The organism is Plantactinospora sp. CA-290183, assembly GCF_050936375.1.
Lineage (GTDB): Bacteria > Actinomycetota > Actinomycetes > Mycobacteriales > Micromonosporaceae > Plantactinospora.
This window is the reverse complement of sequence record NZ_JBNJMX010000001.1, coordinates 302,611-316,123: the sequence shown is the minus strand read 5'-3', so window position 1 is coordinate 316,123 and position 13,513 is coordinate 302,611. Positions and strand designations below refer to the sequence as shown.

At 72.2% G+C, this 13,513-nt stretch carries 14 protein-coding genes; 6 read left to right on the top strand and 8 right to left on the bottom strand.

Annotated features, from left to right (window positions below; translation table 11 throughout):
• Positions 1 to 33: 33 nt before the first annotated feature.
• Complete coding sequence (gene pdxH, locus ACQEUR_RS01485) at positions 34 to 687, bottom strand: pyridoxamine 5'-phosphate oxidase (RefSeq protein WP_433024225.1); 654 nt, start codon at positions 685 to 687, stop codon at positions 34 to 36.
• 253 nt (positions 688 to 940) lie between these two features.
• Here pdxH and ACQEUR_RS01480 point away from each other — a divergent pair, with 253 nt between their 5' ends.
• The 3 genes from ACQEUR_RS01480 (at position 941) to sepH (ending at position 4,662) form a co-directional block, all read left to right on the top strand.
• On the top strand, positions 941 to 2,047 hold the full coding sequence (locus ACQEUR_RS01480) for a citrate synthase 2 (protein ID WP_433024223.1): 1,107 nt from the start codon (positions 941 to 943) through the stop codon (positions 2,045 to 2,047).
• Between the two features lie 238 nt (positions 2,048 to 2,285).
• Positions 2,286 to 3,413 carry a phosphoserine transaminase gene (gene serC / locus ACQEUR_RS01475; RefSeq protein ID WP_433024221.1) on the top strand — a complete coding sequence of 376 codons (1,128 nt, stop codon included), beginning with the start codon at positions 2,286 to 2,288 and terminating at the stop codon, positions 3,411 to 3,413.
• Between the two features lie 190 nt (positions 3,414 to 3,603).
• Complete coding sequence (sepH, locus tag ACQEUR_RS01470; protein WP_433024219.1) at positions 3,604 to 4,662, top strand: septation protein SepH; 1,059 nt, start codon at positions 3,604 to 3,606, stop codon at positions 4,660 to 4,662.
• A gap of 127 nt (positions 4,663 to 4,789) precedes the next feature.
• On the opposite strand, the gene ACQEUR_RS01465 is transcribed toward sepH, so the two are convergent.
• Together ACQEUR_RS01465 and ACQEUR_RS01460 are read right to left on the bottom strand one after the other, a co-directional pair.
• A complete protein-coding gene (locus ACQEUR_RS01465; RefSeq protein ID WP_433024217.1) occupies positions 4,790 to 5,242 on the bottom strand; it encodes a VOC family protein in 453 nt (150 codons plus the stop codon).
• A 5-nt stretch (positions 5,243 to 5,247) separates the two neighbouring features.
• Positions 5,248 to 5,805, bottom strand: coding sequence for a DinB family protein (locus ACQEUR_RS01460; RefSeq protein ID WP_433024215.1), 558 nt, complete (start codon positions 5,803 to 5,805; stop codon positions 5,248 to 5,250).
• A gap of 61 nt (positions 5,806 to 5,866) precedes the next feature.
• Between ACQEUR_RS01460 and ACQEUR_RS01455 the strand changes: the two genes are divergently transcribed.
• Positions 5,867 to 6,826 carry a helix-turn-helix transcriptional regulator gene (locus ACQEUR_RS01455; RefSeq protein WP_433024213.1) on the top strand — a complete coding sequence of 320 codons (960 nt, stop codon included), beginning with the start codon at positions 5,867 to 5,869 and terminating at the stop codon, positions 6,824 to 6,826.
• Positions 6,827 to 7,275: 449 nt separating this feature from the next.
• The gene (locus ACQEUR_RS01450) at positions 7,276 to 8,262 is read left to right on the top strand and encodes an aldo/keto reductase (RefSeq protein ID WP_433024211.1); all 987 of its coding nucleotides are present in this window, start codon (positions 7,276 to 7,278) and stop codon (positions 8,260 to 8,262) included.
• Positions 8,263 to 8,293: 31 nt separating this feature from the next.
• On the opposite strand, the gene ACQEUR_RS01445 is transcribed toward ACQEUR_RS01450, so the two are convergent.
• From ACQEUR_RS01445 to ACQEUR_RS01425, 5 genes are all read right to left on the bottom strand, one after another.
• Positions 8,294 to 8,944, bottom strand: coding sequence for a 2'-5' RNA ligase family protein (locus ACQEUR_RS01445; protein WP_433024209.1), 651 nt, complete (start codon positions 8,942 to 8,944; stop codon positions 8,294 to 8,296).
• Positions 8,945 to 8,964: 20 nt separating this feature from the next.
• Complete coding sequence (locus tag ACQEUR_RS01440) at positions 8,965 to 9,474, bottom strand: hypothetical protein (protein WP_433024207.1); 510 nt, start codon at positions 9,472 to 9,474, stop codon at positions 8,965 to 8,967.
• A gap of 228 nt (positions 9,475 to 9,702) precedes the next feature.
• Positions 9,703 to 10,989, bottom strand: coding sequence for an MFS transporter (locus ACQEUR_RS01435; RefSeq protein ID WP_433024205.1), 1,287 nt, complete (start codon positions 10,987 to 10,989; stop codon positions 9,703 to 9,705).
• A 94-nt stretch (positions 10,990 to 11,083) separates the two neighbouring features.
• On the bottom strand, positions 11,084 to 11,533 hold the full coding sequence (locus tag ACQEUR_RS01430; protein WP_433024203.1) for a MarR family winged helix-turn-helix transcriptional regulator: 450 nt from the start codon (positions 11,531 to 11,533) through the stop codon (positions 11,084 to 11,086).
• Positions 11,534 to 11,643: 110 nt separating this feature from the next.
• Positions 11,644 to 13,122 carry an NCS2 family permease gene (locus ACQEUR_RS01425; RefSeq protein ID WP_433024201.1) on the bottom strand — a complete coding sequence of 493 codons (1,479 nt, stop codon included), beginning with the start codon at positions 13,120 to 13,122 and terminating at the stop codon, positions 11,644 to 11,646.
• Between the two features lie 151 nt (positions 13,123 to 13,273).
• Here ACQEUR_RS01425 and ACQEUR_RS01420 point away from each other — a divergent pair, with 151 nt between their 5' ends.
• Positions 13,274 to 13,492: a DUF2530 domain-containing protein gene (locus tag ACQEUR_RS01420; protein WP_433025859.1), complete on the top strand. Its 219-nt coding sequence runs from the start codon at positions 13,274 to 13,276 to the stop codon at positions 13,490 to 13,492.
• The last annotated feature ends 21 nt before the right edge of the window (positions 13,493 to 13,513 follow it).

Genomic DNA, 13,513 nt, shown 5'->3' with positions numbered 1-13,513 from the left:
TCCCGGAAGGGGCGGCGTCCCGGTCAACCTCGGTCAAGGCGCCAGCCGCTCAATGATCCATTCCGCACCGGTCCGACGGTAACGCAGCCGATCGTGCAGCCTGCTGGCCCGTCCCTGCCAGAACTCCACCGACTCCGGCGCCACCCGCAGGCCACCCCAGTGCGGCGGCGCCGGCACCGGCACCTCCTCCGGGAAGCGCTCGGCTGCGGCCAGGTACCGCCGCTGGAGGATGTCCCGGTCGGGCAGCACCCGGGACTGCGGGCTGGCCCAGGCGCCGAGCTGGGAGCCGCGCGGCCGGGACGCGAAGTACGCCTCGGTCTCCGCCCGGTCCACCGGGGCGACCGCGCCGCAGACCACCACCTGCCGCTGCATCGGAAACCACGGAAAGAGCAGGCTCGCGTAGGGGTTGGCCCGCGCCTCGGTCCCCTTGCGCGACTCGTGGTTGGTGAAGAACACCAGCCCGCGCTCGTCGTACCCCTTCAGCAGGACCGTCCGGGTGCTGGGCCGGCCGTCGGCGTCGGCGGTGGCCACCACCATCGCGTTCGGCTCGGGCAGGCCGGCGGCGACCGCGTCGAGGAACCAGGCGTGGAACTGGACCCACCAGTCAGCCGCCAGATCGGCCTCGGCCAGCCCCTCCGCCGCCGCGTACTCCCGGCGCAGGCCGGCCGGCCGCACTGTGTCCCCCATCACGTCACATCCTCGCGCCTCGATCGCCAGTCCGCTCGAACCGTAGCGGCCAGCACCAGCTTGCCGACCCACCCGCATCGACGGGAGCCAGCGTCGACCATGTCGCGCATAGCACAACGGCGCAGGCTCGCAAGTTAGTTACCCACCAGGCAAGATGGCACGAATACATCCTTGGGTTCGCCCACGGCGTTCTGCCGGCACATACACCGGATGAGCGCGTCGAATGCACGGACGATCGATCCAGGAGCGCAGCATGTCCGACTTCAAGCCGGGGTTGGAAGGCGTGATCGCCTTCGAGACCGAAATCGCCGAGCCCGACAGGGAAGGAGGGTCGCTGCGCTATCGCGGGGTCAACATCGAGGACCTGATCGGCCAGGTCTCCTTCGGCAACGTCTGGGCGCTGCTGGTGGACGGCCGGTTCGGTCCCGGCCTGCCCCCGGCCGAGCCGTTTCCGGTGCCGGTGCACTCCGGCGACATCCGGGTCGACGTGCAGTCCGCCGTGGCGATGCTCGCCCCGTACTGGGGACTCTCACAACTGCTGGACATCTCTGACGAGCAGGTCCGGGCGGACCTGGCCCGGGTCTCGGTCACCGCGCTCTCCTTCGTCGCCCAGTCGGCACGCGGCCTCGGCCTGCCGGCGGTGCCGCAGAAGGAGATCGACAAGGCGGAGACCATCGTTGAGCGGTTCATGAAGCGCTGGCGCGGCGAACCCGACCCCCGGCACGTCAAGGCCGTCGACGCCTACTTCATCTCCGCCGCCGAACACGGCCTGAACGCCTCCACCTTCACCGCCCGGATCGTCGCCTCCACCGGCGCCGACGCCGCCGCCTGCATCTCCTCCGGCATCGGCGCGCTCTCCGGCCCGCTGCACGGCGGAGCCCCGTCCCGGGTGCTGCACATGATCGAGGCGGTCGAGCGCAGCGGCGACGCCGAGGGGTACGTCAAGGGCGTACTCGACCGGGGTGAGCGGCTGATGGGCTTCGGGCACCGCGTCTACCGGGCCGAGGACCCGCGCGCCCGGGTGCTGCGGCGCACCGCCCGGGAGCTCGGCGCCCCCCGCTTCGAGGTCGCCGAGGCACTGGAGAAGGCCGCCCTGGCCGAACTCCAGGCCCGCAAGCCGGACCGGGTGCTCGCCACCAACGTCGAGTTCTGGTCGGCCGTGGTGCTCGACTTCGCCGAGGTACCGGCACACATGTTCACCTCGATGTTCACCTGCGCCCGGATGGGCGGCTGGAGCGCTCACATCCTGGAGCAGAAGCGACTCAAGCGGCTGGTCCGCCCCGGCGCCAAATACGTGGGTCCGGGCCCCCGCAAGCCCACCGAGGTCGAGGGCTGGGACGCCGTCCCCCACGGCGTCTGACGTGTAAGGAAGGGCCCCTTCCTATCGCTTTTTGTATAGGAAGGGCCCCTTCCTAACGCACGTGGCGCGTCTGCCCGCCGGTGACGCCCGGGCGACTGGATGTGGGGCACGCCTCAGTGGGCGAGGTGGGATCACGGGGTGGCCGGACCGGCCCGGATGCGAGGATGGTCCGGCGGCAGCGTCGCCGGACCCACCGCCCGCTCCCGGGCCATCGGCCCACCGGAAGGATCTTCGTACCGTGGCTGACGTATCGACCATTCGGATCCCCGACGAGATCAAGCCCGCCGACGGCCGGTTCGGCTGCGGCCCGTCCAAGGTGCGCCCCGCGGCGGTCTCCGCGCTGGCCGACGTCGCCACCACGTACCTCGGCACCTCCCACCGGCAGAAGACGGTGCGGGACCAGGTCGCCCGGCTGCGCCGCGGCATGGCCGAATTCTTCTCCCTGCCCGAGGGGTACGAGGTCGTGCTCGGCAACGGCGGCGCCACCGCCTTCTGGGAGGTCGCCGCCTTCGGGCTGGTCCGCGACCGCGCCCAGTTCGCCAGCTTCGGCGAGTTCGGCGCCAAGTTCGCCAAGTCGGTCGCGGACGCGCCGTTCCTCGGCCAGCCGACCGTGCGCAAATCCGACCCGGGCTCGGCCCCGACGCTGGTCGCCGAGGCCGGCGTCGACGTCTACGCCACCCCGCACAACGAGACCTCGACCGGTGTCGCGGTGCCGATCCGCCGGGTGGCCGGTGCCGACGACGACGCGCTGCTGCTGGTCGACGCGACCTCCGGCGCGGGCGGCCTGGACGTCGACGTACGGGAGACCGACGTCTACTACTTCGCCCCGCAGAAGTGCTTCGGTTCCGACGGCGGGATCTGGCTCGCGCTGATGTCGCCGGCCGCGCTGGCCCGGGCCACCGAGATCAAGTCCTCGGGTCGCTACATCCCGGCCTTCCTCGACCTGGTCACCGCGATCGACAACTCGCGGCTGGAGCAGACCTACAACACCCCGGCGCTGTCCACCATCTTCCTGGCCGCCGAGCAGACCGACTGGATGAACGCCCAGGGCGGGCTGGCCTGGGCGGCCAAGCGGACCGCCGAGAGCGCCGCCGCGGTCTACGGCTGGGCCGAGCGCTCCGCGGTGGCGACCCCGTTCGTCACCGACCCGGGGCTGCGGTCCAACGTCGTGGCCACCGTGGACTTCGCCGACGGGGTGGACGCCACGGTGATCGCCAAGGCGCTGCGGGCCAACGGGATCGTCGACACCGAGCCCTACCGCAAGCTGGGCCGCAACCAGCTTCGGATCGCCCTCTTCCCGGCCGTCGAGCCGAGCGACGTGGAGGCGTTGACCGCCTGCGTCGACTACCTCGTCGACCGGCTCTAGAGCCGTACGGTCTCCGGGTCGGGCGGTCCGGTCGGACCGCCCGACCCGGTGATCAATTCGGCAGCTCACCCGCGACATGCGGGCGTGGCTCTCCCCACCGGTTGACGATCCGGCGTACCGTGTGTCGAGGACGCCCGGGTGTCTTCTGACCTGTGGCGTGGGGCCAGCGAGGCGGGACGGAGGCAACGCGATGCGGCCAGTACGCTTCGTCGCCCTCTCCGAGGACGGCCAAGCTATGGTGCTCACCGACGAGGTGGGCCGCCTTCTCGCGCTCCCGATCGACGAACGGGTGGCGACCGTCCTGCACGCCGAGCCCGGCGGTCCGCCGCTGGCCGCGGCCGGGGTCAACGACCCGGCGCCGTCGCTGTCCCCCCGGGACATCCAGGCCCGGATCCGCGCGGGTGAGTCCGCTGAGGACGTCGCCCGGATCGCGGGCGTTCCCGTCGACCGGGTGCTGCGCTACGCGGGTCCGGTGTTGCAGGAGCGGGCGATGCTCGCCCAGCACGCCCGGCGCACCCGGTTGAAGAACGCGGAGCGGACGACGCCGCTCGCCGAGATCGTGGACGGCCGGCTGTCGCAGCACGGCATCGACACTGAGAAGATCTCCTGGGACGCCTACCGGCGGGACGACGGCACGTGGCGGATCGTCGCGACCTGGCCGTCGGGCAAGGCCACCGCGCAGGCGATCTGGGATCTCGACAAGACGCGCCAGGCGGTCACGCCGCACGACGACATGGCGCAATATCTCTGCGCCGAGCGACCGACCCCGATCCTGGGGCAGGAACCGCCGCCCGAGCGGAGCGGGCACGCGCTGCCCGGACCGTCCCGGGGCGAGCTGGGCCGGGGTGGACACGGGCTGCCGGCGGCCGCCGGGGAGCACGCCCGTCCGGGGCGGGACCCGATCCGGGCCGGCCGCGACGCGCTGCTCGCCTCGCTCGACCGTCCCCTGGGGTCGAGCGCCGGCCGTGGCCTGGAGCCGGCCGCATCCCAGGACTCCCCGCGGCAGCGTCCGGTCGCCGGCGGTGCCGCGGCGCTGCTCGGCGGGGGCCAGGGTTCCGCGTTCGACGACGACGCCGACGCGCCCAAGGAGGTGCCGGCGGTGCCGTCGCTGGCGGTCCTCCGGCCGCGCCGCACGGGTGGCCCGACGGGCGGCGAGTCCGGCGACCCGGCCGGCAAGCCGCGCAAGCGCCTGCCGAGCTGGGACGATGTCCTCTTCGGCAGCGGCCCGGCCGCCCGCGAAAGCTCCTGACCCGGCCGCACCCACCGGTACGCGAAAGCTCCCGGAGCTTCCCGCAGGCACCTGCCTGCGGGAAGCTCCGCCGAGCCGAGCCGAGCCGAGCCGAGCCGAGCCGAGCCGAGCCGAGCCGAGCCGTGCCTCAGCCGCCCGGCTCGGCCGACGGGGTGACGCAGAACTCGTTGCCCTCGGGGTCGGCGAGGGTCACCCAGCTGTACGGGCCCTGACGTCCGTCGTGCAGCCGGGTCGCGCCCCGGGCGACGAGCGCGCCGACCACCGCCTCGACGTCGTCCCCGCCGACCCGGACGTCGAGGTGCATCCGGTTCTTGACCGTTTTGCGCTCGGGCACGAGCTGGAACAGCAGCCGCGGCGCGCGCTGCGGCCCGTCCGGGTGCCGGATGGCCGCGCCCACACTCCAGACCAGCACCCCGTTGTGCCGGGTGGTGTCGCTCTCGGCCGCGTGCCCCTCGTCGACCATGCGGCGGATGAACGCCTCGTCGGAGGGTTCCACCTCCCAGCCGAGGGTCTCGGCCCACCAGTCGGCGAGCGGGTGTGGGTCGACGCTGTCCTGGGTCACCTGGAAGTCGTACGCCATCGGAGTCAGCCCTGCTTCCGGTAGAGGTCGCGGAGCAGGCAGACCTCTGCCCCGTGATGGATCGTCTCGCGGTTGATGTGCAGCACCAGCGCGGCCATCGGGAACTCGGCGAACGGGCCCTCGGCCGGGCCGCACGGGCGTTCCAGTCCGGCCGCGCCGAGCCCTCGGACGCCCTTGCTCCACGTCTCGTACGCCTCGTCGAGCTGCCGCAGCGCCTCGTCGGCGGTGCCGGCGTAGCCGAAGCTGTCGGGGTCGGACGGCGGCCCGCCGAAGTGGGCGGCGCTGCGCATGCCGAGCACCCCGACGACGATGTGGCCGAGCCGCCAGGCGATCGTGGTGACCGGGGGCGGGCTCGGCTCGGGCCACGCGTACTCGATGACGTACTCGCCGGAGCCGTGCGCTACCGAGGGATCGCTCTCCGCCCGCGGGCGTACGCTCCAGCAGCCCGCAACCGGCTCCCAGCGGTACTCCTCGTCGGTGAGCCCGTCGAGCCGGGGCCGGAGAAGGTTCTGCCAGTGCCAGTCCAGCTGGTCGGCGAGCTGGCTGTTCCAGTCGATGCTCATGTCCGCAGGCTAACCTCGATTGCGGACAGATCCGGTCCTCGATCGCTGCCAGACTTGGTTCATGCTCGACGCGTCCGCACGGCTGCTGCGACTGCTCGCCATCCTGCAGACCCGGCCGGAATGGCGCGGTCCGGAGTTGGCCGAGCGGCTGGGGGTGACCGTACGGACGCTGCGCCGCGACGTCGCCCGGCTGCGTGACCTCGGGTACCCGGTCCAGGCGACCCCCGGCGTCGCCGGTGGCTACCGGCTCGGCGCGGGGTCGGCGCTCCCTCCGCTGCTGCTCGACGACGACGAGGCGGTGGCGGTCGTGTTGAGCCTGCGCACCGCGACGAGCCACACCGTGACCGGCATCGCCGAAACCTCGCTGCGGGCGCTGACCAAGCTGGAGCGGATCCTCCCCGCCCGGCTGCGCCAGCGTACGGCCGCGCTGCGGCTGGCCACCGTACCGCTGGCGGGCCATGCGCCCACCGTGGACCCGGAGCTGCTCACGGTGATCGCCGAGGCGTGCCGGAACCTGCACCGCCTCACGTTCGGCTACCGGGCCCGCGACGGCGAGCCGGGGCTGCGCACGGTGCAGCCACACCGCCTGGTGCACACGGGCCGCCGCTGGTACCTGGTCGCCCGGGACGAGGACCGGGACGACTGGCGGACGTTCCGGGTGGACCGGATCACCGACCTCCGTACGACCGGGATCCGGTTCACCCCCCGCGACCCGCCGGAGGCGGCGGCCTTCGTCGCGGACTCCATCACCGCCGCGCCGTACCGCTTCCGGGCCCGGGTCCTGGTGCACGCGCCGGCCCAGGTGGTCGCCGAACGGGTCCCGCCGACGGCCGGGACCGTCGAGGCGGTCGACCCGCGCAACGCCCTGCTCGTCACCGGCGCGGACTCGCTCAGCTTCCTGGCGATGCACCTCAGCCTGCTCGGTTGCGACTTCACCGTGCTCGAACCGGCCGAGCTGGTCCGGGAACTGGGGATTCTCGCGGACCGGCTCGGCCGGGCACATCGGGCGTCGGCGGACTAGTATTCCAGCCGTAGCGCCGCCCCTCAGTGCGCTGCGGTCGCCGCGGTCAGCAGGCTCCCCGGCACGGACTCCTTCCGGTCATCTTCGCGACCTCGCTCAGACGGCGCTGCTCATCGACAAGTGAGCCGTGCTGGAAGCAGGCCGGTGCGGTGTGCTCCGGAGAATTCCGGCGCGTGCTTGCTGGGACTCGGCTGATGCCCGAGCCGGTCGGAGTGCGCCGCAGCAACCCCCACCCGGCTCGGTTCGCGCCGAACTGCAACACCGGCTGCGGGTGAAAACCCCGGTGCAGACAGGGCCCGGCTTCGAGTTCGGCCTGCGCCGCATGCTCGACGGCGTGGCGGTCCTGCTGGCCGGGACCGCCCGCTGACCGGTCCCCGCGCCCCGCACCCGTCCCTCGCCCGTGCCCGCCTGATCGGCACCCGACGTGCCCGCGTGGCAGGGTTGGCCGCATGGAATACACCAACCTGGGCCGGACCGGCCTCTCGGTGAGCCGGCTCTGTCTCGGCACGATGAACTTCGGCCCGGAGACCAGCGAGCCGGACAGCTTCGCCATCATGGACCGCGCCCTCGAACACGGGATCAACTTCTTCGACACGGCCAACGTGTACGGGCGCAAGCTCGGCGAGGGTGTCACCGAGAACATCATCGGGCGGTGGTTCGCCCAGGGCGACGGCCGGCGCGAGAAGGTCGTCCTCGCCACCAAGGTGTACGGCCGGATGGGCGAGTGGCCGAACGAGCAGGGCCTCTCCGCCCGGCACATCGTCCGGGCCTGCGAGGAGTCGCTGCGGCGGCTGGGTACCGACTGGATCGACCTGTACCAGATGCACCACATCTCCCGCGCCACCCCGTGGGAGGAGATCTGGCAGGCGATGGAGACGCTGGTCGCCCAGGGCAAGGTGCTCTACGTCGGGTCCTCCAACTTCGCCGGTTGGCACCTCGCCCAGGCGCAGGAGTCGGCGGCCCGGCGCAACTTCCTCGGCCTCGTCTCCGAGCAGTGCATCTACAACCTGATGACCCGGCACGTCGAGCTGGAGGTGCTGCCCGCCGCGCAGCGCTACGGGCTGGGCATCGTGCCCTGGTCGCCGTTGCAGGGCGGGCTGCTCGGCGGCGCCATCCGCAAGCTCGCCGAGGGCAGCGCGGCCCGGAGCCGCAGCGAGCACGCCGCCAAGTTGCTGGCCGAGAACCGGCCGGCGGTCGAGGCGTACGAGAAGCTCTGTGCGGACCTCGGCCACGACCCGGCGGACGTGGCGCTCGGCTGGCTGCTCACCCGTCCGGCGGTGACCGCCCCGATCATCGGCCCGCGTACGGTGGCCCAGCTCGACGCCACCCTCGGCGCGCTCTCGGTGGAACTCGACGACGCGACCCTGACCCGGCTGGACGAGTTGTTCCCGCCGATCGGCAAGGGCGGTCCCGCCCCGGAGGCCTGGGCCTGGTAGCCCGGCCGCTCGTCTGCCGCCCCCGACCCGCTCAGCCGGGTCGGGAACCGGTGACGCCCGGCCCCAGTGGCCAGGCCGCCAGCCGGTCGTAGGTCGGTCGGGGACCGAGGTGGCTGCGGACCAGCACCATCTCGGTCGCCGGCCAGGACGGCCCGAGATAGCCGTCGAGGGTGCGTACGTCCTCCTCGACGCTCTCCCGGTCCACCCGGTCGCCCGGCCGGGCCAGGGTCAGGTGCGGGCGGAACGGCCGCCGGTCGTGCGGGATCCGGGACCGGCGCAACTCCTGGCGGGTGGCCCCGGCCAGCCGGTCCAGCGCCCCGGTGTCACCGGTCAGTCCGACCCAGAGCAGGGTGAACCGTCCCCGCCCGAACCGGCCGCCGCCGCCCAGCCGGAGCCGGGGCGGGCCGGCCTCTTCGCCCCCGTCCGCCGGCGGCCCCGACTGGTCCGCGCCAGCCGCCGGGTGCCACCGTCGTACGGCCCGGCCGAGTGCCTCCTCCACGGTGGGGAGGCGGTCGTCGTCGACCTCGCCGAGGAAGACCACGGTCACGTGCAGGCTGGAGCGGGGCGCCAGCCGTACGTTGACCCCGGTGGCGGCGACCTCGCCGACGCGCAGCCGGTGCGCCTGGGCGGCGATGTCGTCCAACGCCTCGGGCGGCGGATAGACGGCTACGAAGAGCCGCATGCGATCACGGTCCCCATCGCTCAGCTGGTCCGTCGGCCGGGGTTCACGTCGGGGGCGGGCAGGACCAGCCCGGCGGCCTGCAACTCCCCCTCCACGCGTACCCGCTCGATCGCCAGGTCGATCCCGTCGAGGTCGCTCAGGTGCTCCGCCACCCCCAGGCAGCGGCTGGCCAACCGGAGCCGGTCGTCGTACGCCTCCAGGACCGCGCTGTGCCACACCGGCGAGCGGCTGCCGATGCCGAGCCGCTGCCCACTGAGCCGGCGCAGGTCGGCGGCGATCTGCTCGATCGCGGGTTGCCGCACCCGTTCGAACTCCGTCAGGTCGACCTCGCGGACCAGTGAGTCCACCTCGAAGGCTCGGTCCAGCCGGTCGATCGTACGGCGCTGCTGGCGGGCCTGCCAGCGGTCGGCGGCCCGGTCGGCGAGGTGGTCGACCAGCTCGTCGGCCAGGATCAACGCGGCCACGACGACAGGCAGGCACACCACGGCGAGGAGTGCCAGCGTCAGCACGAGTCCGTGCACGACCGCCATATCCCCTGACGCTAGGCGGCGACCGGCGAGCCCGCCACCGGTTTTGCAATCATCGAATATTCAGGCCGGTCATCGTCGTGGCCGGTTGCCCCGATGACGGTCGTCATTGTGTCGCCGGGGCGATCGTCGCCCGGAGCCGGTCGGCGACGGCCCGGTCCCCCGCGAACCGCACGCCGGCGGCTGGAGCCCGGCCCGGTCAGGGGTCGGCCAACGGCACCAGCCGCCCGGTCAGAGGTCGGCGGAGGGCACCACGTAGAACCGGGGCAGCGGCAGGATCCGCAGCCGCAGTCGGGCGCCGGAGCGGTGCAGCTGCCAGATCAGCGCGGCCAGGGCGGTCGCGGTCGAGATCAGTCCGCCGATCCAGATGCTCGCCCCGGCACCGAAGGTCTCGGCGATCCAGCCGATGATCGGTGCGCCGATCGGGTTGGTGCCGAGGAAGACCAGCACCCACAGCGACATCACCCGGCCCCGGAACGCGGCGTCGACGCCGAGCTGCACCCGCTGGTTACCGGCCTGGGCGAAGAAGACCATGAAGAAGCCGGTCGGGATCAGCAGCACCACGACCAGCCAGTAGAAGGGCGCGAGCCCGACCAGGGTGCCGAAGACCCCCATCCCCACGGCGGCGCCGAGCACCACCCAGACGCTCGGGCGGCTGCGCCGCGCACTGCCGGACAACGCTCCGACCAGGGCACCCACCGCGAGCGCGGTGGTGAAGAGGCCGAACGAGGCCGCTCCGGTGTTGAAGACCGTCTTGGCCAGCGCGGCCAGGGTGAGCTGGAAGTTGAACAGGGTCAGCCCCATCACCGACATCAGCACCATCGGCAGCACCAGGTCGGCGCGGCGGGCGACGTACCGCAGCCCGTCGATCACCCGCGCCGAGTCGCGCTCGCCGATCGGTGGCAGATCCTCGCGGTGCAGCTCGGCGGTGCTCATCCGGACCACAAAGATCAGCGGGGCGACCGAGGCGATCGCGCTGATCAGGAAGACCGGCCCGACGTCGAAGATGGCGATCGCCACCCCGGCCACCGCCGGACCGATGATCCGGGCGGAGTTGAACGTCGCGGCGGAGAGCGCCAGCGCGTTCGGCAGCAGCGGGGTACCGACCAGTTCGGAGACGAAGGACTGCCGTACCGGCGTCTCGACCGCGTTGGCCACGCCCAGCAGGGCGGCGAAGACGAAGACGTGCCAGAGCTGCACCACGCCGGTGATGACCAGCAGGCTCATGCCGAGCGCGAGCACGCTCCAGACCGCGTTGGCGACGAAGAGCAGCAACCGCTTGTCGTACCGGTCGGCCAACCTGCCGGAGAGGAGGGTGAGCAGGAGTACGGGGGTGAACTGCAACGCGATGACCACACCGAGCGCGGTCGCGGAGTCGTCGGACAGGTTCAGGACCAGCCAGTCCTGGGCGACGAACATCATCCACACACCGATCAACTTGATCAGTTGACCGGTGGCGAAGAGCCGGTAGTTGCGAACCGACAGGGATTGGAAAGTGGTGTTCAGCCTTGCCCGCACTCGGGGTGCGCCTCCTCGGGTCGTACGCGTCATCCGTGCACCCGGCGTGTGCCGGGCTACCTGACGGACGGAGCGGACCCGATCGCAACGGCGGTCAGTCGCGCGCCACCTTCTGCAGGATCTCCGCGGCCCGCAGCAGCGTGTCGCGTTCCTCCGGGGTCAGCTCGGCGAGCCGGCCGGCCAGCCACTCGTTGCGGGCCCGTTCGAACTGGGCCAGCACGGCGCGGCCGGCGTCGGTCGCCGCGAGGATGACCTGGCGGCCGTCGGTCGGATGGGGGGTGCGCTGCACGAGGCCGCGCTCCTCCAGCTTCGCGACGATCTTGGTCATCGTCGGCGGTTGGACCCGTTCGGTGTCGGCCAGCTCCCGGGGGGTCAGCGCGCCCGCCAGCTCCAGGCTGGTCAGGGCGGAGAGCTGGGTCGCCGTGAGATCGCCGACCGGGCGGGTCTGCCGTACCCGTCGGTTGAGTCGGGTGATCGCGTCCCGCAGCTGTGTGGCGAGCTGCGTTGGCGGCAGGCGCTTTGCCATCACCGTCCACTCCGTCACGATCGTTAGCCTAACTAATGAGCCTGGCTAACGACCACCCGATATGACCATCGTCACCGGAGGTTCACCCCGGGTGGGCGCCGCCAGCAGGGACAGGCCGGCAAGGACAACTAGAACAGGACGGCCTCGATCGGACCGCGCAGGAAATAGACCACGAAGAGCACCGCCACCCCGTACAGCAGGGGGTGGACCTCCCGGGCCTTGCCCCGGACGGCCTTGAGCAGCACGTAGGTGATCACGCCCGCGCCGATCCCGTTGGAGATCGAATAGGTGAACGGCATCAGCACGATGGTCAGGAACGCCGGAATCGCGATCTCGTAGTCGTTCCAGTCGATCGTCCGCACCGCCGTCATCATCAGGAAACCCACGATCACCAGCGCCACCGACGCGGCCTCGAAGGGCACCACCAGGACCAGCGGGGCCAGGAACATGGCCAGCAGGAACAACCCGCCGGTGACCAGGTTGGCCGCACCGGTCCGGGCGCCCTCCGCGACACCGGCGGCACTCTCGATGTACGAGGTGTTGCTCGACGTGCTCGCCGCACCGCCGGCCGCCGCCGCCACCGAGTCCACCAGCAGGATCTCCCGGGTACGCGGCGGCATCTGCCGCTCGTCGAGCAGGTCCGCCTCCTGCCCGATCGCCACCATCGTGCCCATGGTGTCGAAGAAGTCCGTGATCAACAGCGTGAAGACGAACATCAGCGCGACCAGCCAGCCGGCCCGCTGCCAGGAGCCCAGCACGTCGAAGTGACCCAGCAGGGAGAGGTCCGGGGCACTCACCACGGTCTCCGGCAACCGGGGCACGTTCAGCGACCAGCCGGCGGGGTTCGGCCGCCCGTCCACCACCGACGGACCGACCCGGCCGATCGCCTCCACCACGATCGCCAGCACGGTCGAGGCGAGGATGCCGAGCAGGATCGCCCCGCGCACCCGGCGTACCACCAGCACCAGGGTCACCAGCAGGCCCAGCACGAAGACCAGGGAGGGCCAGGTGACCAGCTTCCCCCCGATGCCCAACCCGACCGGCACGGTGGTGTTGGCGGCATCCGGCACCCGCCGGACGAAGCCGGCGTCGACCAGGCCGATGATCGTCAGGAAGAGCCCGATGCCCACCCCGATCGCCGTCTTGAGCTGCGTCGGCACCGCGCGGAACACCGCGGTACGCAGCCCGGTGAGCACCAGCACCGCGATGATCACACCCTCGATCACCACCAGGCCCATCGCGTCGGCCCAGGTCATCTGCGGCGCGATCTCGTACGCCACCAGCGCGTTGACGCCGAGGCCGGCGGCCAGCGCCAGCGGGAACCGGGCGACCACGCCCATCAGGATCGTCATCACCCCGGCGACCAGGGCGGTGGCGGCGGCGAGGGCCGGAATCGCCAGTCGGGCCCCGTCACCGTCCACGGCGTTGCCCAGGATCAACGGGTTCAGCACCACGATGTAGGCCATCGTGAAGAAGGTGGCGAGACCGCCCCGCACCTCGCGGGCAACGGTGGAGCCGCGCGCGGTGATCTCGAAGAACCGGTCGAAGGCGTTGCGGGGGGCGGGCCGATCCGCCGGGGTGGCCCGGTCGGCCGGAGCGTCGTCCATCAGATCCTCGCAGGGGGTCGCGTACGGATCCGCGCATCGTCCCAGATCACCGGTTACCGGCAAAGACCTTCCCGGTTACCATCACCGCTCCGCCCGGCCGTACCCTGGGCGGGTGCCCCAGGAGCAGCAACTCGAGCCGCTCGACCCGCCGATGGTCCCGTTCGCCGTGGCCGGCATCGTGGTCTGGGCGGTCCTCGGACTGGCGCTCCTGGTCTTCTTCCGGGACTGGCTCACCCAGCACGGTCGGGAGCAGTGGCTCTGGACCTGCCTGGCCGGGTTCCTGGTCGGCTTCCCGGGGCTCGCCGTGATGCTCCGGCACGACGCCAACCGCCGCCGGCGCCGCGCCGCCGGCCTGCCGCCCCCGGACTGACGGCCGTACCGCCCTCGCCGT

Coding starts and splice junctions, on each gene's coding strand:
- pdxH (WP_433024225.1), bottom strand. CDS start 687: ATGGGGGACACAGTGCGGCCGGCCGGCCTGCGCCGGGAGTACGCGGCG.
- ACQEUR_RS01480 (WP_433024223.1), top strand. CDS start 941: ATGTCCGACTTCAAGCCGGGGTTGGAAGGCGTGATCGCCTTCGAGACC.
- sepH (WP_433024219.1), top strand. CDS start 3,604: ATGCGGCCAGTACGCTTCGTCGCCCTCTCCGAGGACGGCCAAGCTATG.
- ACQEUR_RS01465 (WP_433024217.1), bottom strand. CDS start 5,242: ATGGCGTACGACTTCCAGGTGACCCAGGACAGCGTCGACCCACACCCG.
- ACQEUR_RS01460 (WP_433024215.1), bottom strand. CDS start 5,805: ATGAGCATCGACTGGAACAGCCAGCTCGCCGACCAGCTGGACTGGCAC.
- ACQEUR_RS01455 (WP_433024213.1), top strand. CDS start 5,867: ATGCTCGACGCGTCCGCACGGCTGCTGCGACTGCTCGCCATCCTGCAG.
- ACQEUR_RS01450 (WP_433024211.1), top strand. CDS start 7,276: ATGGAATACACCAACCTGGGCCGGACCGGCCTCTCGGTGAGCCGGCTC.
- ACQEUR_RS01445 (WP_433024209.1), bottom strand. CDS start 8,944: ATGCGGCTCTTCGTAGCCGTCTATCCGCCGCCCGAGGCGTTGGACGAC.
- ACQEUR_RS01440 (WP_433024207.1), bottom strand. CDS start 9,474: ATGGCGGTCGTGCACGGACTCGTGCTGACGCTGGCACTCCTCGCCGTG.
- ACQEUR_RS01425 (WP_433024201.1), bottom strand. CDS start 13,122: ATGGACGACGCTCCGGCCGACCGGGCCACCCCGGCGGATCGGCCCGCC.
- ACQEUR_RS01420 (WP_433025859.1), top strand. CDS start 13,274: ATGGTCCCGTTCGCCGTGGCCGGCATCGTGGTCTGGGCGGTCCTCGGA.